This is a genomic window from Endothiovibrio diazotrophicus (genome assembly GCF_054657215.1).
In genome coordinates this window covers 21,809-43,877 of the sequence record NZ_BAAHXB010000002.1, presented here as the reverse complement: position 1 = coordinate 43,877, position 22,069 = coordinate 21,809, and the positions used below count along the sequence as shown (strand labels likewise).

The following is a 22,069-nucleotide window of genomic DNA, read 5'->3' as shown; positions in this document are numbered from 1 at the left end:
CGCCATCGCGGCCTAGGAGCCGCTCCTACACCATCAGCCGAAACGCCCCATGCTCTTCACCCTCGACGACCTCAAGCAGCACTTCGGCGAAGCCGCCCTGGAATGGGCCTTCACACTGCTCGAGCACGGCCTGGTGCGCGCCCCCGACACTCGCCGCAACGGCGCGCTGATCACCGCCGTGGTCGACCAACCCTCCGGCGGCCGCCCGCTGCGCACCTACACCCGCATCGAACGCAACGGTGAAACACTCGCCATCCACGGCGAGTGCGGCTGCGGTCGCAAGGGCGGCTGTGTCCACGTCGCCGCGGCCCTGCTGCGCGCCCTGCGCGAGGAGCAGGAGCTGGACAACGACGCCCTGGGCGAGGCGATGGAAGAGCCCGACGACGCCCCGTCGGCCGCGCCCCCCGACGACTACCCCGCCGACGTCCGTCAACGCCTGCTCTACCTCCTCGCCCCCGCCGCCGACGGCCGCCTCGCGGTGGAGACCCTGAGCGCCAACCTGCGCCCCGACGGCGGCTTCGAGCGGCTGCGCGAATACCACCCCGCCTGGGCCGCCCAGGGGACCCCGCCGCGCTTCCTGCTCGCCGCCGACCTGACGCTGCTGGCCACCCTCGACACCCTCCCCGCGGACGGCGCCGAGCACCGCCGCCACCTCCACGGCCCCGGCGCCCCCGCGCTGCTCGGCGGCATCCTCGCCACCGGCCGCGCCCGGCTCGCCGCGGACGCGCCGCCGCTCACCCCCGGCGCACCGCGCCGGGCGATCCCGCGCTGGGCGATGGCGCCCAACGGCGACCAGCGCCTCACCTTCGAGGCCGATCCCCCGGCGGCCACCGTCCTCCGCCTCCCCGCCCCCTGGTACCTGGATGGCGAACGGTGCGCCCCGCTGGAGAGCGGCCTCCCCGCCGAACTCTTCGAGCGGCCGGAAACGGTCGACCCGATCCCCCCGGAACGGCTCACCGAGGCCACCCGCCGGCTCGCCCCCTATGCGCCGACCCTCCCGCCCCCCCGCCTCCTCGATGAGGAGCGGCTCCCCGCCACCGCCCCGCAGCCACGCCTTCGCCTGGAGGGAGCGGCCGGCCACGAACGGGCCCGCCTCGCCTTCCTCTACCACGGCCATCCGCTGGGCGAAGGGGAGGAACCCCGTCGGGCGGCGGAGGGCAAGCTGCTGCGCTTCGACCGCGACCCGGCATTCGAGGACGAATGCCGCAACCGGCTCGGCGAGACCGGCCTCCACCCCACCGCCGACGGCTGGCGCCTCCACGGCGGCCGCGACGCCTGGCTCGCCCTCCAGCTCGACCACCTGGAGCCATTGCGCGACGAGGGCTGGATCGTCGAGTGCGCGACGGGGTTTGCCCACCCCCTCCACCACGCGGAGCAGTGGTTCGGCGAACTGGCGGGCGACGATGCGCAGGACCGCGGCGACTGGTTCGAGGTGGGCCTCGGCATCGAACTGGAGGGGGCGCGGATCGACCTGCTCGGCCCGCTGAGCGAACTGCTGCGCGCCCAACCCGAGGCCCTCGCCCCGGAGCAATTGCTCGGCCTCGACCCGCGCCGGCACATCCCGCTCACGCTCCCCGACGGGCGCACCGTGGCCCTGCCGATGGCCCGCCTGCGGCCGATCCTCACCACCCTGGTGGAACTCTACGGCGGCCGCCCCGACGCCGCCGGCAAGCTGCGCCTCAACCGCAGCCAGGCCGCCCGCCTGGCGGAGCTGGAGGACGACGAGGGCTTCGTCTGGCACGGCGCCGAGCGGCTGCGCGGCATGCTCACCGCCTTGCGCGAGGAGCGCGAGAGCCCCCCCCCCGGGCAACCCGCCGGCCTCCAGGCAACGCTACGCGACTACCAGCTGCACGGCCTCCAATGGCTGCAACGGCTGCGCGAATACCGCCTCGGCGGCATCCTCGCCGACGACATGGGGCTGGGCAAGACGCTGCAGACCCTCGCCCACCTGCTGCTCGAAAAGGAGCAGGGGCGCGCCGACCGCCCCAGCCTGCTGGTGCTGCCCACCAGCCTGCTGCCCAACTGGCGCCGCGAGGCGGCCCTGCACGCCCCGGCCCTCAAGCTGCTCACCCTCCACGGCAACGACCGCCACCGCCACTTCGAATCGCTCACCGACCACGACCTGATCCTCACCACCTACCCGCTGCTCGCCCGCGACGAGGCGGTGCTGCGCGAACAGCCGTGGCACCTGCTGATCCTCGACGAGGCGCAGGCGATCAAGAACCCCGACACCCGCGCCGGCAAGCTGGTGCGCGAGCTGAACGCCCGTCACCGCCTCTGCCTCACCGGCACCCCGCTGGAGAACCACCTGGGCGAACTCTGGTCGCTGTTCGACTTCGCCACCCCCGGCCTGCTCGGCGACCGCCGCCGCTTCCGCAAGCTGTTCCGCACCCCCATCGAGGAGTGGGGCGACGCGCCCACCGCCGAGCGGCTCGCCTACCGCGTGCTGCCGTTCATGCTGCGACGCACCAAGGAGGCGGTGGCCACCGAACTGCCGCCGAAGACCGAGATCCTGCGCGGCGTCACCCTCGAGGGGAGCCAGCGCGAACTCTACGAATCGATCCGCCTGGCGATGCACCGGCGGATCCGCGAAGAGGTCGCCGAGCGCGGCTGGGGCGGCAGCCGCATCGTGCTCCTCGACGCCCTGCTGAAGCTGCGCCAGGTCTGCTGCGACCCCCGCCTCACCGGCCTCTCCGGGACCCGCGAGGCCCCCTCGGCGAAGCTCGAACTGCTGATGGAACTGCTCGCCGAACTGCTCGACGAGGGGCGGCGCATCCTGCTCTTCTCCCAGTTCACCACCATGCTGGAGCTGATCCGCGCGCGCATCGAGGCCGCCGGCATCGACTACGTCCAGCTCACCGGCCGCACCCGCGACCGCGCCACCCCGGTGGAGCGCTTCCAGGCCGGCGAGGTACCGCTCTTCCTGATCAGCCTGAAGGCCGGCGGCAGCGGGCTCAACCTCACCGCCGCCGACACCGTGATCCACTACGACCCGTGGTGGAACCCCGCGGTGGAGCGCCAGGCCAGCGACCGCGCCCACCGCATCGGCCAGGAGAAGCCGGTGTTCGTCTACAAACTGATCTGCGAAGGGAGCGTCGAAGAGCGCATCCACGAGATGCAGGCGAAAAAGCAGGCACTCGCCGACGGCCTGTTCGAGCACACCGACGGCGCCGACACCCTGTGGGACAGCGACGCCCTGGAACGCCTCTTCGCCCCCTTGGAGTAGGTCGCCGCTACCGCGGCGACGCAAACGAGGGCAGCAGCCCCAACGCCACACCGATCCACTGGAACACCCCGCCCCACAACGACAACGCCCATGGACAACGAGACCCGCCAAGACGTCGACCGCCTGCTGCTGGAGCAAGGCGACTACAGCCCGATCGAACTGCTCCTCGCCCAGGGCCGCCTCTTCCCCGAAGACTACGAGGCGTGGCGCGGCGGTGAGGCCGGCTACCTGGAGGACCACCTGTTCGGCGACCCCGCCGAGATCCGGGCCACCCTCACCGAGGCCGCCGCCTACGCCAAGAAGCTGGGCCTGGAAGCCGAAGCGCGCCACCACCGCGCCTGGGGCGGCGGCGGCGAACTCAAGCGCGCCCGCGCCCCCGCCCTCGACACCCTGCTCGCCACCCACCACCTGCGCCCCGCCGCGCGCCCCCAGCTCGATCTCTTCATGGACGGCGGCGGCAACACCCTGGTCAACACCATCACCGCCGCGCTCGCCGAGCGGGACAGCGCGGAGGCCCACCGCGCCCTGCAACAACTGCGCGACAACGACCCCGGCCACCGCCAACTGGGCGCCCTGGAGCGGCTGGTGGAAGGGGCCGAGCAGCCACCGCGGGAAGAGCCCGCGGAAGAACTCCAACGCATCGAGGAGACACTGCAACCGCTCGCCGAAGAGCAGCTGGGCAGCGACGCCCGCGCCTACCTCACGCCGCTGCTGCGCCGCCTCCACGAGCGACTCGCCGGCCACCCCTACGCCGCCGCGACGCCACGCCTCCACGCCAGCCACACCGCCGAACGGCTCGGCCTGTGGAATGAAGCACTCGAGGCGATCGAAGGCGTCCCCGCCTGGCGCGACCAAGCGGCGCTGCTGCGCCGCCACGCCCGCGCCGCCGAGCACGACCGGCGCCCGCTCACCGCGCTGGCCGACTGGTTCCAACTCTGCTGGCGCCACCCCGACGAGAGCGGCGCCATCGGCGACGAGGCCGCCCGCGAATGGCGCGACCCGTGGCGCGACTTCCTCGACCTCGACCCCGAACTCCCCGAGGCCCAGTTCCCCGCCTGGCTGCTGATCCAGCGTCCGGGACTGGCCGAAAACCTCCACGATGCCGAACTGGAGGGCGCCCCCGAGAGCTTCCACCAACTGCGTCGGCTGATCGGCGACCCCACCTCGGTGGATCAGCGCAAGGCACTCCAGACGAGCGACCCGCCGCTGTTCCAGCTCTATCTGGCGAGGAGAGGCTAAACCGAACACTCACGCGAACCAACGAAGCGTCCCGTAGGGCGGATTAGCGACAGCGTAATCCGCCGCCTCGAAGCTGCCACCGGCGAAGGCGCCCCCATTTCCGGCGGATTACGCTGCCGCCAATCCGCCCTACGACCCGATCCAGCACACCAACCGGCAAATGAGGGGGCACCATCCCCTCCTTCATGCCCTTCATGGAAAAAAACCACCGAGGCCAAGACCGATGACCATCGAACAGACCCTGCAAACCCGCGCCGACTCCCGCTGCGAACTGTGCGGCGCCGACCACGAGCTGGCCGTCTACGCCGTACCGCCCGACGGCGAAGGCGACGCCGAGCGCAGCCTGCTCCTCTGCGCCACCTGCCGCGAACAGATCGAAGACCCCGAGAAGGTCGACCCCAACCACTGGCGCTGCCTCAACGACGCCATGTGGAAACCGGTCCCGGCGATCCAGGTGATGTCCTGGCGGATGCTCACCCGGCTGGCCACCGAAGGCTGGCCCCAGGAACTGCTCGACATGCTCTACCTCGACGAAGAGACCCTCGCCTGGGCCCAAGCCGACGGCACCGGCCAGACGCAGGAGGAGGCGATCCAACACCTCGACAGCAACGGTGCCCCGCTCCAGGCCGGCGACACCGTCACCCTGATCAAGGACCTCAACGTCAAAGGCGCCAACTTCACGGCCAAACGCGGCACCGCCGTGCGCAACATCTCGCTGGTCCACGACAACCCCGAACAGATCGAAGGCCGCGTCGAGGGCCAACGGATCGTCATCCTCACCCAATTCGTGAAAAAGTCCGGCTGATCCGCGAAGGAGCGCGGATTCAATCGAATCCGCGCTCCCTATGGGGCGTGCCGCGCGCGCCGTGCCGAACGAAGGCAACGCGCGCCACACCCGCACGAGACCGCCGGGACGTTCGGATCGTCGCCGAACACGCCAGATTGGCCTAAACTGGATGCCAACTGGCACCAACACCCCACCCAACCCAACCCGATGATCACCACCGCCCTCTCCGAACCCCCACCGCCGCCCCTCACCGCCGACCAACTCCTCGGCGGCCAAGGCGCCTCCCCCCATTCCACCCTGGAGTGGGTCCCGGTGATCCGCGACGGCCTCGCCATCACCGCGGTGGACGCCATCAAACGCAGCGTCGGGCTGACCCAGGCGGAACTGGCCACCGCCCTCGCCATCCCCGAACGCACCCTCGCCCGGCGCAAACGGGAGGGACGCCTCAACAGCGAAGAGAGCGCCAAACTGGTCCGCCTCGCCCGCGTGGTCGAGCGTGCCGAAGAGGTGTTCGAAACCCTGGAGGGCGCCCTCGACTGGCTGAAGAGCCCCAACACCGCCCTGGCCGGCGTACCGCCCCTCTCCCTGATGGACACCGACGTCGGCGCCGAAGGCGTCCTCGACACCCTGGGGCGCATCGAACATGGCGTCTTCGCCTGATCCAGCGACGACCGTCTGGCGCTTGACCACCCTACGCCACACCGCCGACGCCTTCACCGGCGAAGGCGCCCGCCGCTACGGCGGCCGCTGGAACCGCAAGGGCACCCCCCTGGTCTACACCGCCGCCCACCGCTCCCTCGCGCTGCTCGAAATGATCGTCCAGGACACCCACCTCCGCGCCCGCTACACCCTGATCCCCGCGACGATCCCCGCTGACCTGCGTATCGACCACCTGCCCGCCGAAGAACTCCCGCCCCACTGGCGAACCCCCGGCGTCCGCGACGACCTGCAAGCCCTCGGCACCACCTGGGCCAAAAAAGGAACCGCCGCCGTGCTGACGGTACCCAGCGCGGTACTCCCCGCCGAGCACAACTACCTGCTCAATCCGCAGCATCCCGACTTCACGAGGATCGAAATCGGCGAAGCGGAAGAGTTGGTCACCGACCTGCGATTGGCTCGACCGGGTTCAAACCTCCGACGTCAGACCGAGCGGCAGAGTGGAAATGACTGCATGGATGCCGAAAGCGAAGCGCCCCTATAGGGCGTGCCGCGCACGCCGTGCCGAACGAAGGCAACGCACGTCGTGCCCGTAGCAAGGAATCCGGTGGAGATGAACGCCACTTGGCCGTAATCTGGAGCGAAGAGAAGGCGGTCGAATTCGGAGAAAGCCAACGGGAGTTCGAACAGATCGACGAAGCGCTCTGGCGATGAAAGGCGTCCTCATCGACACCCACTTCTCCGAGATCGAAGGCCTCCCCACCGGCCGACAGTGGCCGGATTTCTCGCCCTGATCCGTCAGCGCCCCGCCCGTCCCGCCAACAGCCGCGCATACCGCCGGCTCTGCCCCTCCAGATTGATCCGCAAGGTGGTCGCCGCCAACTCCGCCACCGCCGGATCGAAGGCCACGGCCGGCTTCGGCGAACGCCCGAACCACTCCACCACCTCCAACAGATGCCACAACGGCACGCTGCCCGAGTGGACCGGCAGGGGGAAACCGGAGCGGAGATTGACCAGATACTTGCGCACGTTCTGCCGCGAACAGTGGGCCAGCGCCGCGATCTCGCTCACCCCCACCAGATCGGGCTTCGCCTCGATCAACTCCGCACCGGGAATCGCGGCGCACACCGCCTCCACCGCCGAACGCACCGCCGCCTCCGCCGACACCCCCTCGCGCAGAAAATCCAACGCCAGGATCCCCGGCACGCCGGAACCCACCAGGGCATCATCACACCCCGCCTCGAACAGCGCATCGAGATGGGACTCCGCCCCCGCTGCCGGGTCGCGGAGGGAAAAGGCGAGGGTGAATTCGTACGGGTTCATCGTCGTCTCGGACTCGGATTCTGGTGAATACAACCAAGCACCCGCTGGCGCAGTTGCCGGGCGTGGTTGTGCGGATTCCTCGGTGTGCTCCACACCGACATCTGGCAGAAGTGCCCACACCGGCAGGCCTCGTCGTGATGCGGGCACCGGAGCAACCCCCAGGAGTGCGCGGAACCGGAGCGTTTCTCCGCTCGCCAGCCCAAAGCCTCCGCGTCTCTGAGCGCCGCCTCAATCTCCTTGTTCGGGTGTCGGGGTCGCATGGGGAGTATGACCTCTTCCTTTTAGTTGTCAAGTGACAACCATCGCCAATAGACCGGGAAGCCAATCAACTCCCCGAGGCTCAAGACACCCGGAGGATCCTTTGTATTCGCCAGAAGAAACAAGACTGCGAAATTTCTGACAGACAGAGGAAACACGCCACTCCGCAAGGGCGCGCCCCGAACAACCAGCCAAAATAACAAATCGATCAGACCGCCCGCCCACGAATCGATCAGACTATTCTTACACACTGTTTTTTATCGAAATTCAACCAACATTCCCTTGCGCAAATCCGTCACAAACACTAACCTATAGGCATGTTCATAACCACACCAAGGAGGCGCCCGACCCAGCGATTCATCACAAGAGAAAACGAGAAAACCGGCCGCGAACGTGGCCATCGACGAAGGGGATGACCGCCCGGTGCGCAAACACCGGGCGGGGCCCTGGGATTAACTCTTTGCAGGAACCCAATCCCATGAACCAAGAAAAGTCTACCACAGCGGCCGAAGCCGCCCCGCCCGTGGAGCTGGACCCATGGACCCAGCTCAAACCCGGCCTGTCGCGCCTCGATCTGAGCGCCTTCCTGGAGAACCGGATCCGCCGCTCCCGCGGTCTCAGCTACGTCCTGGCCCAGGGCGCCATCGGCCGCCACGGCACCAGCCTGGAGGCCGACGAAGTCCATGAGTTCGCCTGGGCGCTGTGGACCCTCTCCGAGGAGATCCTCAACGTCCTCAAACGACTGGACGAACAGCTGTAGAGGGCCCCGGCCCTCGACCCGTGGGCGGGACCGCCAGCCGGCGGCTCCCGCCCGAATGACAGTGCTCAGGAAACGCTGATCAAACCAGCCTCTCACCAAGAGCACTGGAGTACACGCTTGGGCGTGTACGAATTTCCCGCCCTACCCCTGAGAAACGCGGCATTTTTTCCCACGTACAGCCCGAGGGCTGTACTCCGTCCAATGGCCCATCAGTAAATCAGCGCTTCCCCTACGCCTCCCATCCCGCTCACCGATAGCTCTTCTCCCCTTCATACACCTTCCACAAAACCCACTCCGAACAGCGATCCCAACCCCGAATCCACCCCCGCTTCTCCTCGCACCAACACATGACCGATCGGCGCATAACTTTTGGCTATCATGTTCCGATCGCCGATTCGTCGTCATACCCCCACCCGGACCAGGACACCGACATGGAAAAGAACGAGATCCTCACCGCCACCCGCAAACTGCGGGACGAACTCCCCGACCTGCTGGGCGACCGCGCCGCCGACCTCCAGCAACACCTCGACCAACTGATCCCCCGGGTGGAGAGCGACGAAGCCCCCGCCAACGCACTGCTCACCGAAATCGCCGCCCACCCCGAGGCCCGCCGCCGCCTCGCCGACCACCTCGGCCTCCAGCAGAGGTCCGCCACCTTCGGCCTGGAGACCCGCTCCGCCTTCCAACCCCTGCCCGGCCAGGGCACCGCCATCGGCGCCGAGGAGTTCGTCTGCCCCGAGGCAGGCTGCGCGGAGCGCTGATTCCGACGCAAGGCGGGCAAACACCCGCCCCTCTGCCCCACCCACCAGAAGCGCCTGATCCCCAAGAGCTAACCCAGCGTCGTTCAGTTGAGGCCACAGCGCGAGTAGGGCGGATTAGCGATAGCGTAATCCGCCGGGAACGAAGGCACCTACGCCGGAACCTGCTCCGATCCGGCAGATCACGCCATCGCTAATCCGCCCTACATTCAGAGAGCGGTTCTCAACTTAATGACATTGGAGCCAACCCCTCCCACGAAGGAACCAAGGACTCAACGGCATGACCCTCCTCACCATCCGCGAACAGCCCGGCGCCGACGGTGCCAACACCGTGGTCAGCTTCGACCACGGCCCCGAACACCCCGCCACCGTCAGCGACCCCTTCGACGAGAAACAGGAGACGGACCTGGAGTGGTATTTCGAGGAGTACCTCAAGTTCCCCTTCATCGAGGAGGTGCGTTACCAACGGGCGGCGGCGAGCATCGGCCCTTACGGGGAAAAGCTCTTCAGGCAGCTCTTCTCCACCCCTGAGGTGATCGAGGAGTACGGCCCGATCAAGAAAGCGGGCATCGAAAATCTCATCATCGAGATCAAGGGCTCCCCCGAATTTCACCGCCTCCACTGGGAGGCCCTCAAGGACCCCAAACTCCCCCGCCCCTTCGCCCTCGAATGCCCGCTCCTGCGGCGCAACCTCACCCCACCCAACGCCGACGCGCGCCCCCGCCCCGCCGACACCCTGCGCATCCTGCTGGTCACCGCCCGCCCCTTCGGCGAGCGGGACGTCGCCTATCGCACCATCTCCCGCCCGCTGGTGGAGTCCCTGGAGAACGCCCGCCTGCCGGTGGCGGTGCACATCCTCCGCCCCGGCAGCTACCGGGCCCTGGTGGAACACCTGGAGGCGACCCGCGACCACCACGGCGCCGGCCACTACCACGTGGTCCACTTCGACGCCCACGGCGCGGTGCTCGACCATGCACAGGTCGCAAAGCTGGAGGAGTCCTCCCACCCCGAGCGCTACCTCTTCAAGGGCCGCTTCGGCCGCGACGAGATCGAGCCCTATGAGGGGCTGAAGGGCTTCCTCTTCCTCGACCACCCGGAGGGGGGCGACGACCCGGTGGCCGACCACGAGCTGGCCGCGCTGCTCACCGGCCACGGCATCCCGGTGGCGATCCTCAACGCCTGCCAGTCGGGCAAGCAGGTGGGGGAGCGCGAGAGCAGCCTCGGCGCCCGGCTGATGAGCGCCGGGGTGCAGTGGGTACTGGCCATGGGCTACTCGGTCACCGTCACCGCCGCCGAACGGCTGATGACCGCCCTCTACCACGCCCTCTTCGACGGCGCCCCGCTCCCCGCCGCCCTGCGCCGCGCCCGCCTCAGACTGCATAACGAGAAGGAGCGGCGGGTCTACTACGACCAGCGGGTGGCGCTGGAGGACTGGCTGCTGCCAGTGGTCTACGAGAACCGCCCGGTGGCGCTGGCGCTGACCCCGCCCGACGCCGCGACGCTGGCCGCCCGCTACCAGCGGAAGGCCGGCCGCTACCGCACCCCCGACCTCACCTACGGCTTCCACGGCCGCGACCTGGAGATCCTCAAGATCGAACGGCGGCTGCTCGACCACAACCTGCTGCTGATCCGCGGCATGGCCGGCGCCGGCAAGAGCACCCTGCTGCGCCACCTGGCCCAGTGGTGGCAGACCACCCGCTTCATCGACAAGGCGTGGTACCTCACCTTCGAGACCGCCCCCTGGCCCCTGGCGAAGCTGCTCCACCACCTCGCCTTTGGCGAGGAGGGGCGCCCCGGCAGCGGCCTGCTGAGAGAGGACGAACGCGCAAGCTGGCACGCACTGCCCGACGAGGCCCAGCGCGAGCTGATCGTCGAACGGCTGCGCAATGATCACCACCTGCTGATCCTCGACAACCTGGAGTCGGTCACCGGTGCCCACCTGGCGATCCCCAACACCCTCGACGAGGCCGAACAGGCCCGCCTGCGCGCCTTCCTCACCCGCCTCAAGGGGGGCCGCAGCCGGGTCCTCCTCGGCTCACGCGGCCCCGAGGCGTGGCTCACCGGCGACGGAGACTACCCGCTCGGCGAAGCGCACTACTACGAACTGCCGGGGCTCGACCCCGAGGCCGCCTCCACCCTCGCCGAGCGGGTGCTGGAGCGCCACGACGCCACCGCCCGCCGTGAGGAACCGGAATTCGACCGCCTGCTCCAACTGCTCGCCGGCTTCCCCCTGGCCATAGAGGTGGTGCTTGCCAACCTCGCCGAACAGAGCCCCGCAGAGGTGCTGACCGCGCTGTCGGCGGGAGACGACGCCCTCGACTTCCACGCCGACGACGGCCGGGAGGCGGACCGCAGCCAAAGCCTGCTGCGCTGCATCGAATACTCCCACGGCCGCCTCTCCGCCGAGGCCCAGGGGCTGCTGGAGTGTCTGGCGCCGTTTCAGGGGGTGGTGGGTACCCTCTGGCTGGAGCACTACAAAGAGCGACTAAGGGTGCAGCCGGAACTGGCCAACCTCCCCTTCGAACGCTGGCCCGAGGTGCTGGAAGAGGCGCAACGCTGGGGCCTCGCCACCCCCCACGAGCTACCCGGCTACCTGCGACTGCAACCCACCGTCCCCTACTTCCTGCGCGGTCGCCTGAAGGGGGAGACCCGGCGGGGGGCCATCGACCGCGCCTTCCACGAGACCATGGAGGCGGCCGGCAACACGCTCGCCCAACTGCTCCAGTCCAAGGAACCACAGGAGCGGCAGATCGGCCAGGCCCTCACCCGGCTGGAGTACGAGAACCTCCACCACGCCCTACGCCTCGCCCTCGACGCCCACGCCTCGGTGTTCCGGCTCTACCGACCGCTCAGTCTCTACCTGGACACCACCCACGACGAGGCGCGCGGCCTGGCCCTGGGCGAGACGGTGCTGGAACGCCTGGAGGGGTACGCGACCGGGGAGCTGGAGGGGGAGGCGCTGCTCGGGCTGATCGGCGTAGCGGACGACGTCGCCAAGCGATACTTCCTGCTCAAACGCTACGCCGATGCCGAAACGGCCTACGGCAAGGCGATCAATCTGCTGGAATCGGCTCCTCAGATCGAACCCAAGCAGGCCGCAACGGGAAAGGCGGGAATGTATCACCAGCTTGGCAGGGTCGCCGAGGCGCGGCGCGACTGGGACGCCGCCGAGGAGCACTACCGCAAGGCGCTCGCCATCAAGATCGACGTCAACGACCGCCACGCCCAGGCATCCACCCTCCACCAACTCGGCAGGGTCGCCGAGGAGCGGCGCAACTGGGACGCCGCCGAGGAGCACTACCGCAAGGCACTCGCCATCAATATCGACTTCAACGACCGCCACGCCCAGGAAATCACCCTCCACCAGCTCGGCATCATCGCCCAGGAGCGGCGCGACTGGGACGCCGCCGAGGAGCACTACCGCAAGGCGCTCGCTATCCAGATCGACTTCAACGACCGCCATGCCCAGGCATCCACCCTCGGCCAGCTCGGCATCCTCGCCCAGGAGCGACACGACTGGGACGCCGCCGAGGAGCACTACCGCAAGGCGCTCGCCATCAAGATCGACTTCAACGACCGCCACGCCCAGGCATCCACCCTCCACCAGCTCGGCACCATCGCCCAGTTGCGGCGCGACTGGGACGCCGCCGAGGAGCACTACCGCAAGGCACTCGCCATCAAGATCGACTTCAACGACCGCTACGGGCAGGCATCCACCCTCCACCAGCTCGGCAGCGTCGCCGTGGCGCGGGGACAACGCAAAGAGGCGCTCGCCGACTTCCTGAAAAGCCTCGCCATCTTCAGCCGCTTCAATGCCCCCCATAATCTTGCCATCGTCCTCCGCAGCCTCGCCCACCTCCACCAAACCGCCGCCGAACTGGAGGTTCCGGCCGCGGTGGCGGAGACCCTCCAGTTCTCAACGGAGGAGGCGGAAGCGCTGCTGAAACAGGCCCTCCCCGACAAGGAATCAAACGATGATGGCTAACCTCTGGCAATCCCTCGGCTCCAAACTCGCCGACCGCTGGATCGCCGCCCTCTTCTCCCCGGCGCTGCTCTTCTGGACCGCCGGCCTCGGCCTGCGGCTCCGCGATTGCCCGTGGGGTGAACTGGAGGCGCGCTTCACCGCCCTGCCCGCCGCCGCCCAGGGCGGGCTGGCGGTGGTGGCGCTGCTGCTGGTGACCCTCTCGGCGGCGGCAGCGCGCCAGTTCACCTTCCCCGTGCTGCAACTACTGGAGGGCTACTGGCCCCGCTGGTGCAACCCGCTGCGCCGCCGGCTGCTGGCGCGTCAGGCACGCAAGACCGCCGAACAGGAGACCCGCTTCCAGGCGCTGGCCGGGAAGGGGCTGGACGACCTCACCCGCGAGGAGAGCGAGGAGTACCGCCGCCTCGACGCGGCGCTGATGGGGCTCCCCGCCGACGAGCGCTATCTCATGCCCACCCGCCTCGGCCGCCTGCTGCGCAGCGCCGAGCTGGCCCCCGCCGAGCGCTACGGCCTCGACGGGGTGGTCTGCTGGCCGCGCCTCTGGCTGCTGCTGCCGGAGGCGACCCGCGATGCGCTGACCCGCGGCCGCGCCGAGCTGAACGACGCCGCCAACCTCTGGCTGTGGGGCCTGCTCTTTCTCGCCTGGACCCCGTGGGCGTGGTGGGCGCCGCTGGTGGCGCTGGCGGTGATGCGCTACGCCTACGGCTGGACCCTGCGCGCCGCGCGGGTCTACGGCGCGCTGATCGTCAGCGCCTACGACCTCCACCGCCTGGACCTCTACCGCGCCCTACGCTGGCCACTGCCGGAGAACCCGGCGGACGAATTGGAGAAGGGAAAAGCCCTCACCGCCTACCTGTGGCGCGGCAGCGACCGGGACGCGCCCACCTTCGAGAACGCATAGGGCGTGCCGTGCACGCCGTGACGAACGGAGGCACCGCACTCGGAATCCGCGGGAGATGTCCGAAACCGGGGGGCTCCGTTCAGCACGGCACGCCCTATAAATGGCAATCACGCAAGGTGGTACTCCGCCCCCTCCCGCACCGCTAGCCCATCGCCGTCGGTCCCGGTACCGATTTGGGCTAGGAGCCTGTCGGACTATGGGGGTGGGTATGCCTTTTCGTTTCTTGTATATTTCGCATAAATAATCGTGCTGCGCGCTGGCTTCCGTGCAGGCGCGAATCGGACAAAATCCGGTATATCAACATCAACAACAGCTAGGTACGCAGCACATGAAAAAGAAAATCGCATATCGGTTCAAGATAGAGTTGCTGGAAATCGAGCCGACGATATGGCGCATCATCGAGGTGCCGTCAGATTACACGTTTTGGGATCTTCACGTAGCCATACAGGATTCAATGGGATGGCTGGATTACCACCTACACTCCTTTAGCATTTTTCCACCACGAAAAAGAAAGCCTATCTTGATTGGCATACCTGATGAATATGAAGACAGCACTCTACCGGGATGGGAAACTCAGGTAAACCAGTTTTTTAAAGAGCCGGGCGATGAAGCAATCTATGATTACGATTTTGGAGATGGATGGCGTCACAAAATACTCATGGAAGGGATACACCTACAAGAAAGCGACAAAAAATATCCAAGCTGCATAGACGGGAGGCGCGCGTGCCCGCCCGAAGACTGTGGCGGAGCACCCGGTTATTACAGACTATTGAATATCATTAAAAATAAAACAGACGAAGAACATGAAGATACGAATTATTGGCTAAAAAACCATGCAAAGAACTACTACCCATACGACGCAGAACAATTTAGTGCCAGTGAAGTGAAATTCTGGAATCCAAAAAAACGATTCAAAATGGCATTTCAGAATCACGGCTAGCACCAGCAAGGAAAATCCAGGTGAACGGAGGCACCACGTTCGGAATCCGCGGGAGACGCCCGAAACTGGAAGGCTCCGTTCGACATGGCGCGCACGGCACGCCCTATAGGTGGCCATGTACTCCGCCCTCCCGATTTGCAAGGTCAACGCCTGAGAAGCCATGATCGAAGAACACGTCAAAAGTGAAATTCTAAAGAGAATCCGGGATGCCGAATCCGACCACGGCGTCCAGGTTCTCTATGCCGTCGAGTCGGGAAGCCGCGCCTGGGGATTTGCGTCACCCAACAGCGATTACGATGTCAGGTTCATCTACGCTCATCCAAAGGACTGGTATGTCGCGGTGGATTTGGAAGAAAAGCGGGATGTGATCGAGTATGAGATCGTGGATGAGATTGACATCAATGGCTGGGATGTCAGGAAGGCGCTGAGACTCTTCTGGAAATCCAACCCCGCCTTCGTCGAGTGGCTGCGATCTCCCGTTGTATACATCGAGCACGGCAGCTTTGCGCAGAGAGCCAGGAAACTGATGCCGGAAATCTACTCTATCGAAAAAGGAATCTATCACTATCGCAGCATGGCAAAAACCAATTATCGAGGGTATCTGAAAGGCGAGAGGGTGCCCTTGAAAAAATACTTCTATGTGCTCAGGCCGCTATTGTCCATCCTGTGGCTTGAAAAGCACCGGGAACCGGCCCCCATTGAATTCGATAAGTTGCGCACGTTGATATCCGCCGACGCCCCTCTCCATGACCCCATAGAGCGTCTTCTGGAACAAAAGAGGCGAAGTTCAGAGAAGGAGATAGCCCCACCGATCACGGAGATCAATCAGTTTATCGAGAGCGAGCTCGAACGTTTGGAGAAATATGATGAACATCCGACATCGCGCGCCACGGATGTATCGACGCTAAATGCGCTGTTTCATGAGGTGCTGGATTGACGAGTGCATCAACCTGACTCCTTTCGGCGGCCCGCTGCAGGTTGAGGATGACGATCTCCTGCACGTCCAGGTCCCGCGCCGCCTGCTGCTTTGGTCCGGATGCCGGCGCGGCAACGACCGGGACGCGCCCACCTTCGACAAACCATAGGGCGTGCCGTGCGCGCCATGCCGAACGAAGGCACCGCACTCGGAACCCGCGAGAGACGCCCGAAACCGGGAGGCTCCGCTCGGCATGGCGTGCATGGCACGCCCTATACGCGGCGCACTCCGCGCCGCCACCAAGCAGACAACCGCGACCCGATGTACAGCGATAGCGCCAAGCTACCCTATGAAGATGTGGAGGAGCCCCCCATGGTCGCGGTTATCACGCCGACTTGCGGGACGCCTGAAACACCTCGATAGTCTCCAGTTCGTCACCCTCCGCCACCTGCGCCCGGTACAGATCCCACCGCACCTGCAGGTTGAGCCAAAAGTCCGCCGATACGCCGAAGAAGCGGGCCAGCCGCAGGGCGGTGCTCGGCGTGATCCCGCGCTTACGATTTACCAATTCGTTGACCCGCTGATAAGGGACATGGATCGCGTCGGCGAGGTCGCGCTGGCTGATCCCCATCGGGTCGAGAAACTCCTCGCGGAGCATCTCGCCGGGGTGGGTCGGTTCTCGGTGGGTCGGAATGCGGACCATGACGGTTCTCTAGTGGTAATCGGTGACTTCCACTTCAAAGGGGCCGGATTCGCCCCATTTGAAACGATCATGACGACAGGATAGCACGGCCTCCATGCTACTCATCGCGTTATAGGGCGTGCCGTGCGCGCCGTGATGAACGGAGGCACCGCATTGATGCTCATGGAAAAGATCCGGAGCAAAGCGGCTCCGCTCGACATTGATCCGACGCAGCCAAAGGCGTGGCAGGGCACCCCCGGATTCCCCTTCGTCCTCCCCCGCAAGACGATATATCCTTAACCCACCCCCCACCCGACGACGGCAGCCCCATGCAGATCGCAGACCGCTCCATTCCCCCGCACGCCATCGCAGCGTTCTGCCACCGCTGGAAGGTCACCGAGATGAGCCTGTTCGGCTCCGTCCTGCGTGAGGACTTCGGCGACGACAGCGACGTGGACGTGCTGCTCGACTTCTCATCGGAAGCCCACTGGAGCCTGTTCGATCTGGTCGACATGAAGGAGGAGTTGAGCACACTGTTCGAACGGCCGGTGGACGTGGTGACCCGCCGCGGGCTGGAGGCGAGCCGGAACCACCTGCTCCGCCAGGAGATCCTCACCACCGCCCGGACGATCCACCGTGACGCCGCGTGACCCGGCAACCGTCACGGATATTCTCAACGCCGCCCGGCGTATCGAAGAGGCCACCGCTGCGCTGGACCAGGAGCGGTTCAATCGCGATTGGCTGGTCCACTCCGCGGTCATCCGTCAACTGGAGATCATCGGCGAAGCGACCAAACGACTCTCCTCCGACTATCGCGAAGCCCATCCGGAAACACCCTGGAAGCAGATGGCTGGCCTGCGCGACGTACTCATTCATGGGTACGACACGATCGACCTGGAGATGGTATGGATCGTCGCCCGCGAGGCGATTCCTGAGCTGATCCGACAACTCACCCCCGAATAGTCGGATGAATTGCGTGCCAAATTTCCCGGCGGTGCCTCCGTTTGCGTCGCCGCGGTAGCGGCGACCTACTCGGGGGTCGTGGTCAGGCGCCGGTGTGCCGCATCGACAAACGCTCCAAGTCCTCCAGGTGCTCCGCCTCCACCCGCACCTTCATGTCGGAGGCGTGGAACTCTCAGGGGCTCCCTTCGGCGCGTTTGCGCAGGGCGTGGAGGAGGTTGGCGATGATCAGATTGTGGGCACGGGCGCCGCCCACCATCGCGAACACCTGACCCGCCACGTACTCGTGACGACCTCGCCGGGGGCTCTCCCTCCAGGTAGTCGTCGACGTCGATTCGGTGCCAATGGGCCGAGCGGCCCATGCGGTCTCCTCTCGCGCCGTGGTGTGGCCGGATTCCCGCCGCCTCACCGGTCCTTCGGGATGAACCCCACCTGCAAGCCGAACGCCGCGCCGATCTTCTCCAGGGTGTGCAGCGTAGGGTTGGCGTGACCCCGCTCGATCTCCATCAGCGCGCGGGGGGCGATCTTCAGCAGGCGGGCGAAGGCGGGCTGGTCGAGGCCGGCGATGGTGCGCATGGTCTTCACCGCGCGGCCGATCGGCACGCCCCGCTGGCACTCCTCGTGGAACGCTTGGCGCAGTTCGCGCAGCGCTTCCGGGTCCAGCTTCCGATTACGGGCCATTTCAGTCCTCCCCCCTCAAGCGCAACACACACTCGGCGATCGCGCCACGTCGACGCTCGACGACCGGCGCATCGACACCGGCCTCAAGCATCGCCTCCGGCAGGCGGGCGACAACATCGACCCATGCCCCCATCCGTTCGCGCAAACCGGCGGCGCCGAAACGCGATTCCAATTCCCCGGCAATGGCCAGCCAGTCGGGGCTATGGCCTGGGGACTCGAACGTCCGCTCCCAACGGGTGACGCGGGCGATCCCCTGATCGTCGAGAAACATCGGGGCGAAGTCGTAGAGCGGGGAGAGGCGCACCTCGTCGTCGGCGGCCTTGAGAAGCGCGGTGTTGCGTCCGTGGTTGTCGGTGTTGCCGAGCGCGAAGTTGAGCAGGTCGCGGCGCAGGTACTCCAGCAGGTCCTCGGCCGGACGGGTGGAGTGGCGGGCGATGGTCTCGCAGTACGCCTCGTGGCGGCGGACGGCGCCGAACTCGGCGATGCCGGCGGCGGAGACGAGGCTCTCCAGGCCGTGGCGTTCGACGCCCCCCGCCACCGCCCGGCGGTCGAAGCGGGAGATCAACAGCGCGTCCTGGCGCCACTCGGGCAACCGCGGATGGACGTGCAACCCCACCTTTGCGGCCACCTTCATGTAAGCGGCCTCCAGGCGCAGCACCAGGCGATCCGATTCACGCTTGCCGCGGGGGAACTTGACCAGCCAATGGTCGGCGGCATGCCCGTCGGGGAGGACGCCGTCGGCGTGCCAGCGGCCGTCGCGGTCGCGAGTCAGCAGCAGTTTCGGCGCATCGCCCTGGGCCCCGGAGGAGCCGGCCACCGAGGCGCCGGTCTGTTCGGCGTATTCGATGAACGCCTCGTGACGGTCGAACACCTCCTGGAGGTCGAAGCCGGGATGCGCCGCGGGCGGCGGAGCGGCCACCGCCTCGCGGATGCGCAGGTTGCCCGGCGGGTAGCCGGCACCGTTGAGCATCAGGGACCAGTCGGCGGTGGGGCCGTCGGCGATGCCGAGGCGACCGAGCCAGACCCGACGGGCGTGGCCGCTGGGGATCAGGTCGAGAAGGAAGGCGGGCCAGTGTTCCCCCTTCCGCAGATCGAAAGAGACCGGGTGGCACACCGACAGGGCGGCGCGGTCGCTGCGACCAAGCTGTTCAACGGCATAGGTTGCGTCGTATTCAAGCCAGCAGGGGCCACCGAAACCGAGCGCTTCCGCCTCCGGCCGGGACGATCGGAGGGCGGCGGCGGGGCGCCAAACACCACCCAAGAAGATCTCAATGGTCAGAAGAGCCATTTCCATAGCTTAATACAGAGGACGACTCTCTTAATTAAGCCATATTGATAGCTAAATTAATACCAATCTTCCAGCGACAGGCCTGACGCTATTGACGGGTTCAGTGGGCAACACCATCCAGGAGCAGCCCGGAATTGCGTGCGAAATTTTCCGGCAGTGCCTCCGTTCGCGTCGCCGCGGCGGCGGCGACCTATTCGGGGGTCGAGGTCAGGCGTTGGCGTACCGCGTCGGCGAAGCGCTCGAAATCCTCCAGGTGCTCCGCCACCACCCGCTCCAGGATCGCGGTATCCAGCGCCTCGTAGTCATGCACCGCGATGTTGCGGAAACCGACCATCGCCTTCAGCCGCGTCTCCAGTTCGCCGTCGATCACCCCCTGCTCGCGCAACACCCGGAAATGTCCGCCAAGGGTGTCCGGCAGGCCCCAACCATTGACGGCAATGAGTTGCGCGGCCAGATCGATACAGGCCTGGGCGGCCCGTTGCAGGTTGAGGATGACGATCTCCTGCACGTCCAGGTCCCGCACCGCCTGCGGATCACCACCGGTCTTGGTGCGGATGCGGGCGAGGCAGCGCTCGATGGTCGCCAGCTTGGCGAGCGATACGTCGGAGCTCATGCCGGCCGTCCCCTGAGCAGCGCCTCCTCGATCGGGCGGCGGACCATCTTGAGGTCGAAATACTCCCGCATCGCCCGCACCTGGAACGCCTCCCACGCGGTACGATCCGCGAGATGCAGCAGGCGGTGGTGACGCAGCGCCTCCATGGCGAGGATCGGCGAGACGCCGTCCAGCAGCACCAAGTCCACCGGCCGCCCCAGCCACTCCTCCAGCTCGGTGCGGGCTGTCATCAGTTCGAAAGGGTCGGGATGTTCGCCACCGGCCAGCAGTCCCAGGTCCACGTCGCTGGCAGGGCCGGCGGTTCCCTTGGCGTGGGAGCCGTAGAGCAGGATCGCGGCGGGGTGGAAACGCTCCACCAGCAACAGGGCTGCGGCGTCGATGGAACTCGCGGTGGAGGTGGGAGCCTTCATCGGTCCGATTCTAAACAGGATGTTGCTTGCCGCCCACCGTTGATCCCGTGCAGATGAACGAAGGCACCGCCCATCAAGTCGTGGGATGCCCCCAACCGGGGAGGCTCCGCTCGACAAGGCGCGCACGGCACGCCCTATAGCCCCCACACCACGCCTCCCCTTTCGCAGCGGGTGCAACCCGCCGCGATTGCGGATAAAATTCGCGATCCACTCCCATTTTTCCCTGCATCCCCCCCTTGGACGACCTCCCCGAATCCCTCGATCTCACCCTGGAACCGGCCGACGGCGAGCGGCTGGCCAACCTCTGCGGCCCCTTCGACGAGCACCTGCGCCACGTCGAGGGACGCCTCGGGGTGGAGATCAACAACCGCGGCAACCACTTCCAGCTGATCGGCCAGGAGCGCGCATCCGTCGAGGCGGCGGCGACCCTGCTGCAGACGCTGTTCGAGCTGGCCGCCGAGCGCCCGCTCACCCCCGCCCAGGTCCACCTGCACATCCAGGAGACCGGCATGGAGGTGGCGGAGGCGATCGCCCCCACCGACGAGGTGGTGGTGCGCACCAAGCGCGGCATGATCCGCGGCCGCGGCCCCAGCCAGCAGCGTTACCTCAAGAACATCGTCTCCCACGACATCAACTTCGGCGTCGGCCCCGCCGGCACCGGCAAGACCTACCTGGCGGTGGCCGCCGCGGTGGAGGCGCTGGAGCGCGACAAGGTGCGCCGGCTGATCCTGGTGCGCCCGGCGGTGGAGGCGGGCGAGCGGCTCGGCTTCCTCCCCGGCGATCTGGCGCAGAAGGTCGATCCTTATCTGCGCCCGCTCTACGACGCCCTCTACGAGATGCTCGGCTTCGAGAAGGTGGCCAAGCTGATGGAGCGCAACGTGATCGAGGTGGCGCCGCTCGCCTACATGCGCGGGCGCACGCTCAACGACTCCTTCATCATCCTGGATGAAGCCCAGAACACCACCGTCGAGCAGATGAAGATGTTCCTCACCCGCATCGGCTTCGGCTCCACCGCGGTGGTCACCGGGGACGTCACCCAGATCGACCTGCCCCGCGGCCAGCTCTCCGGGCTGCGCCACTCCAGCGAGGTGCTGAAGGACGTGGAGGGGATCAGCTTCACCTTCTTCAACGCCCGCGACGTGGTCCGTCACCCGCTGGTGCAGCGCATCGTCAAGGCCTACGACGCCTACCAGGGTCCCGGCGAGTGAGCGTCGCCGTAGAGGTGATCTACGCCGTCGAGGGCGCTGCGATCCCCGACGAGCCGCACCTGCATCAATGGGCGGAGGCGGCGCTCGCCGGCCGCGCCGACGGCGCCGAGCTGGCGATCCGGGTGGTGGAAGAAGCGGAGAGCCGCACCCTCAACCACACCTACCGCGGCAAGGACCAGCCGACCAACGTCCTCTCCTTCCCCTTCGAGGCGCCCCCCGGCCTGGAAGAGGAGATGCCCCACATCGGCGACCTGGCGATCTGCGCCGCGGTGGTCGCGCGCGAGGCGGCCGAGCAGGACAAGGCGCCCGATGCCCACTGGGCCCACATGGTGATCCACGGCTGCCTCCATCTGATCGGCTACGACCACATCGACGAGGATGAAGCCGAGACGATGGAGGCGCTTGAAATCGAAATATTGGCCGGATTAGGCTATCCGAACCCCTACGAGAGCGGCGAGTAGGCTGTGTCGTGAATTACCA

21 protein-coding genes are annotated in these 22,069 nt (G+C 66.9%); 15 read left to right on the top strand and 6 right to left on the bottom strand.

The features are described from left to right. Positions 1-49 precede the first annotated feature (49 nt). The 5 genes from ACYQ2W_RS00925 (at position 50) to ACYQ2W_RS00905 (ending at position 6,453) form a co-directional block, all read left to right on the top strand. Complete coding sequence (locus ACYQ2W_RS00925) at positions 50-3,226, top strand: SNF2-related protein (protein WP_459862495.1); 3,177 nt, start codon at positions 50-52, stop codon at positions 3,224-3,226. 90 nt (positions 3,227-3,316) lie between these two features. After that, positions 3,317-4,465, top strand: a complete 1,149-nt coding sequence (locus ACYQ2W_RS00920; RefSeq protein WP_459862493.1) for a hypothetical protein — start codon at positions 3,317-3,319, stop codon at positions 4,463-4,465. Between the two features lie 223 nt (positions 4,466-4,688). Beyond that, positions 4,689-5,270 carry a PhnA domain-containing protein gene (locus tag ACYQ2W_RS00915; RefSeq protein ID WP_459862491.1) on the top strand — a complete coding sequence of 194 codons (582 nt, stop codon included), beginning with the start codon at positions 4,689-4,691 and terminating at the stop codon, positions 5,268-5,270. Positions 5,271-5,459: 189 nt separating this feature from the next. Beyond that, entirely contained in the window at positions 5,460-5,912 is a 453-nt protein-coding gene (gene parS / locus ACYQ2W_RS00910) for a type II RES/Xre toxin-antitoxin system antitoxin (protein WP_459862489.1), read from the top strand. Between the two features lie 22 nt (positions 5,913-5,934). Beyond that, positions 5,935-6,453 carry an RES family NAD+ phosphorylase gene (locus ACYQ2W_RS00905; RefSeq protein ID WP_459862487.1) on the top strand — a complete coding sequence of 173 codons (519 nt, stop codon included), beginning with the start codon at positions 5,935-5,937 and terminating at the stop codon, positions 6,451-6,453. Between the two features lie 254 nt (positions 6,454-6,707). Here ACYQ2W_RS00905 and ACYQ2W_RS00900 read toward each other — a convergent pair whose 3' ends face one another. Further along, the gene (locus tag ACYQ2W_RS00900) at positions 6,708-7,232 is read right to left on the bottom strand and encodes a DNA-binding protein (RefSeq protein ID WP_459862485.1); all 525 of its coding nucleotides are present in this window, start codon (positions 7,230-7,232) and stop codon (positions 6,708-6,710) included. 736 nt (positions 7,233-7,968) lie between these two features. Here ACYQ2W_RS00900 and ACYQ2W_RS00895 point away from each other — a divergent pair. The 6 genes from ACYQ2W_RS00895 to ACYQ2W_RS00870 all read left to right on the top strand — a co-directional run bounded on the left by ACYQ2W_RS00895 (position 7,969) and on the right by ACYQ2W_RS00870 (position 15,768). Continuing rightward, positions 7,969-8,250, top strand: a complete 282-nt coding sequence (locus tag ACYQ2W_RS00895) for a hypothetical protein (RefSeq protein ID WP_459862483.1) — start codon at positions 7,969-7,971, stop codon at positions 8,248-8,250. Between the two features lie 431 nt (positions 8,251-8,681). Next, positions 8,682-9,011: a hypothetical protein gene (locus ACYQ2W_RS00890; RefSeq protein ID WP_459862481.1), complete on the top strand. Its 330-nt coding sequence runs from the start codon at positions 8,682-8,684 to the stop codon at positions 9,009-9,011. 277 nt (positions 9,012-9,288) lie between these two features. After that, complete coding sequence (locus ACYQ2W_RS00885) at positions 9,289-12,993, top strand: tetratricopeptide repeat protein (protein ID WP_459862479.1); 3,705 nt, start codon at positions 9,289-9,291, stop codon at positions 12,991-12,993. After that, entirely contained in the window at positions 12,983-13,891 is a 909-nt protein-coding gene (locus ACYQ2W_RS00880; RefSeq protein WP_459862477.1) for a hypothetical protein, read from the top strand. Before ACYQ2W_RS00885 ends, ACYQ2W_RS00880 begins: the two co-directional genes overlap by 11 nt. Before the next feature lie 328 nt (positions 13,892-14,219). After that, on the top strand, positions 14,220-14,831 hold the full coding sequence (locus ACYQ2W_RS00875; RefSeq protein ID WP_459862475.1) for a plasmid pRiA4b ORF-3 family protein: 612 nt from the start codon (positions 14,220-14,222) through the stop codon (positions 14,829-14,831). A 160-nt stretch (positions 14,832-14,991) separates the two neighbouring features. Beyond that, a complete protein-coding gene (locus tag ACYQ2W_RS00870) occupies positions 14,992-15,768 on the top strand; it encodes a nucleotidyltransferase domain-containing protein (RefSeq protein ID WP_459862473.1) in 777 nt (258 codons plus the stop codon). 364 nt (positions 15,769-16,132) lie between these two features. Here ACYQ2W_RS00870 and ACYQ2W_RS00865 read toward each other — a convergent pair whose 3' ends face one another. Beyond that, the gene (locus tag ACYQ2W_RS00865; protein ID WP_459862472.1) at positions 16,133-16,450 is read right to left on the bottom strand and encodes a HigA family addiction module antitoxin; all 318 of its coding nucleotides are present in this window, start codon (positions 16,448-16,450) and stop codon (positions 16,133-16,135) included. A gap of 308 nt (positions 16,451-16,758) precedes the next feature. On the opposite strand from ACYQ2W_RS00865, the gene ACYQ2W_RS00860 reads away from it, so the two are divergent. Next, positions 16,759-17,079, top strand: a complete 321-nt coding sequence (locus ACYQ2W_RS00860) for a nucleotidyltransferase family protein (protein WP_459862471.1) — start codon at positions 16,759-16,761, stop codon at positions 17,077-17,079. After that, the gene (locus ACYQ2W_RS00855; protein ID WP_459862469.1) at positions 17,066-17,392 is read left to right on the top strand and encodes a HepT-like ribonuclease domain-containing protein; all 327 of its coding nucleotides are present in this window, start codon (positions 17,066-17,068) and stop codon (positions 17,390-17,392) included. The genes ACYQ2W_RS00860 and ACYQ2W_RS00855 overlap by 14 nt, the downstream gene beginning before the upstream one ends. 402 nt (positions 17,393-17,794) lie before the next feature. On the opposite strand, the gene ACYQ2W_RS00850 is transcribed toward ACYQ2W_RS00855, so the two are convergent. The 4 genes from ACYQ2W_RS00850 to mntA all read right to left on the bottom strand — a co-directional run bounded on the left by ACYQ2W_RS00850 (position 17,795) and on the right by mntA (position 20,381). Then, positions 17,795-18,070: a helix-turn-helix transcriptional regulator gene (locus ACYQ2W_RS00850; protein WP_459862467.1), complete on the bottom strand. Its 276-nt coding sequence runs from the start codon at positions 18,068-18,070 to the stop codon at positions 17,795-17,797. Between the two features lies 1 nt (position 18,071). Further along, a complete protein-coding gene (locus tag ACYQ2W_RS00845) occupies positions 18,072-19,358 on the bottom strand; it encodes a type II toxin-antitoxin system HipA family toxin (protein WP_459862466.1) in 1,287 nt (428 codons plus the stop codon). A 190-nt stretch (positions 19,359-19,548) separates the two neighbouring features. Beyond that, positions 19,549-19,971 (bottom strand): type VII toxin-antitoxin system HepT family RNase toxin, encoded by a 423-nt coding sequence (gene hepT, locus ACYQ2W_RS00840; protein WP_459862464.1) that lies wholly within the window; start codon positions 19,969-19,971, stop codon positions 19,549-19,551. After that, the gene (gene mntA, locus ACYQ2W_RS00835; RefSeq protein WP_459862462.1) at positions 19,968-20,381 is read right to left on the bottom strand and encodes a type VII toxin-antitoxin system MntA family adenylyltransferase antitoxin; all 414 of its coding nucleotides are present in this window, start codon (positions 20,379-20,381) and stop codon (positions 19,968-19,970) included. The genes hepT and mntA overlap by 4 nt, the downstream gene beginning before the upstream one ends. Positions 20,382-20,617: 236 nt before the next feature. On the opposite strand from mntA, the gene ACYQ2W_RS00830 reads away from it, so the two are divergent. After that, positions 20,618-21,589: a PhoH family protein gene (locus ACYQ2W_RS00830; protein ID WP_459862461.1), complete on the top strand. Its 972-nt coding sequence runs from the start codon at positions 20,618-20,620 to the stop codon at positions 21,587-21,589. Then, a complete protein-coding gene (gene ybeY, locus ACYQ2W_RS00825) occupies positions 21,586-22,050 on the top strand; it encodes an rRNA maturation RNase YbeY (protein ID WP_459862459.1) in 465 nt (154 codons plus the stop codon). Before ACYQ2W_RS00830 ends, ybeY begins: the two co-directional genes overlap by 4 nt. Positions 22,051-22,069: the final 19 nt, after the last annotated feature.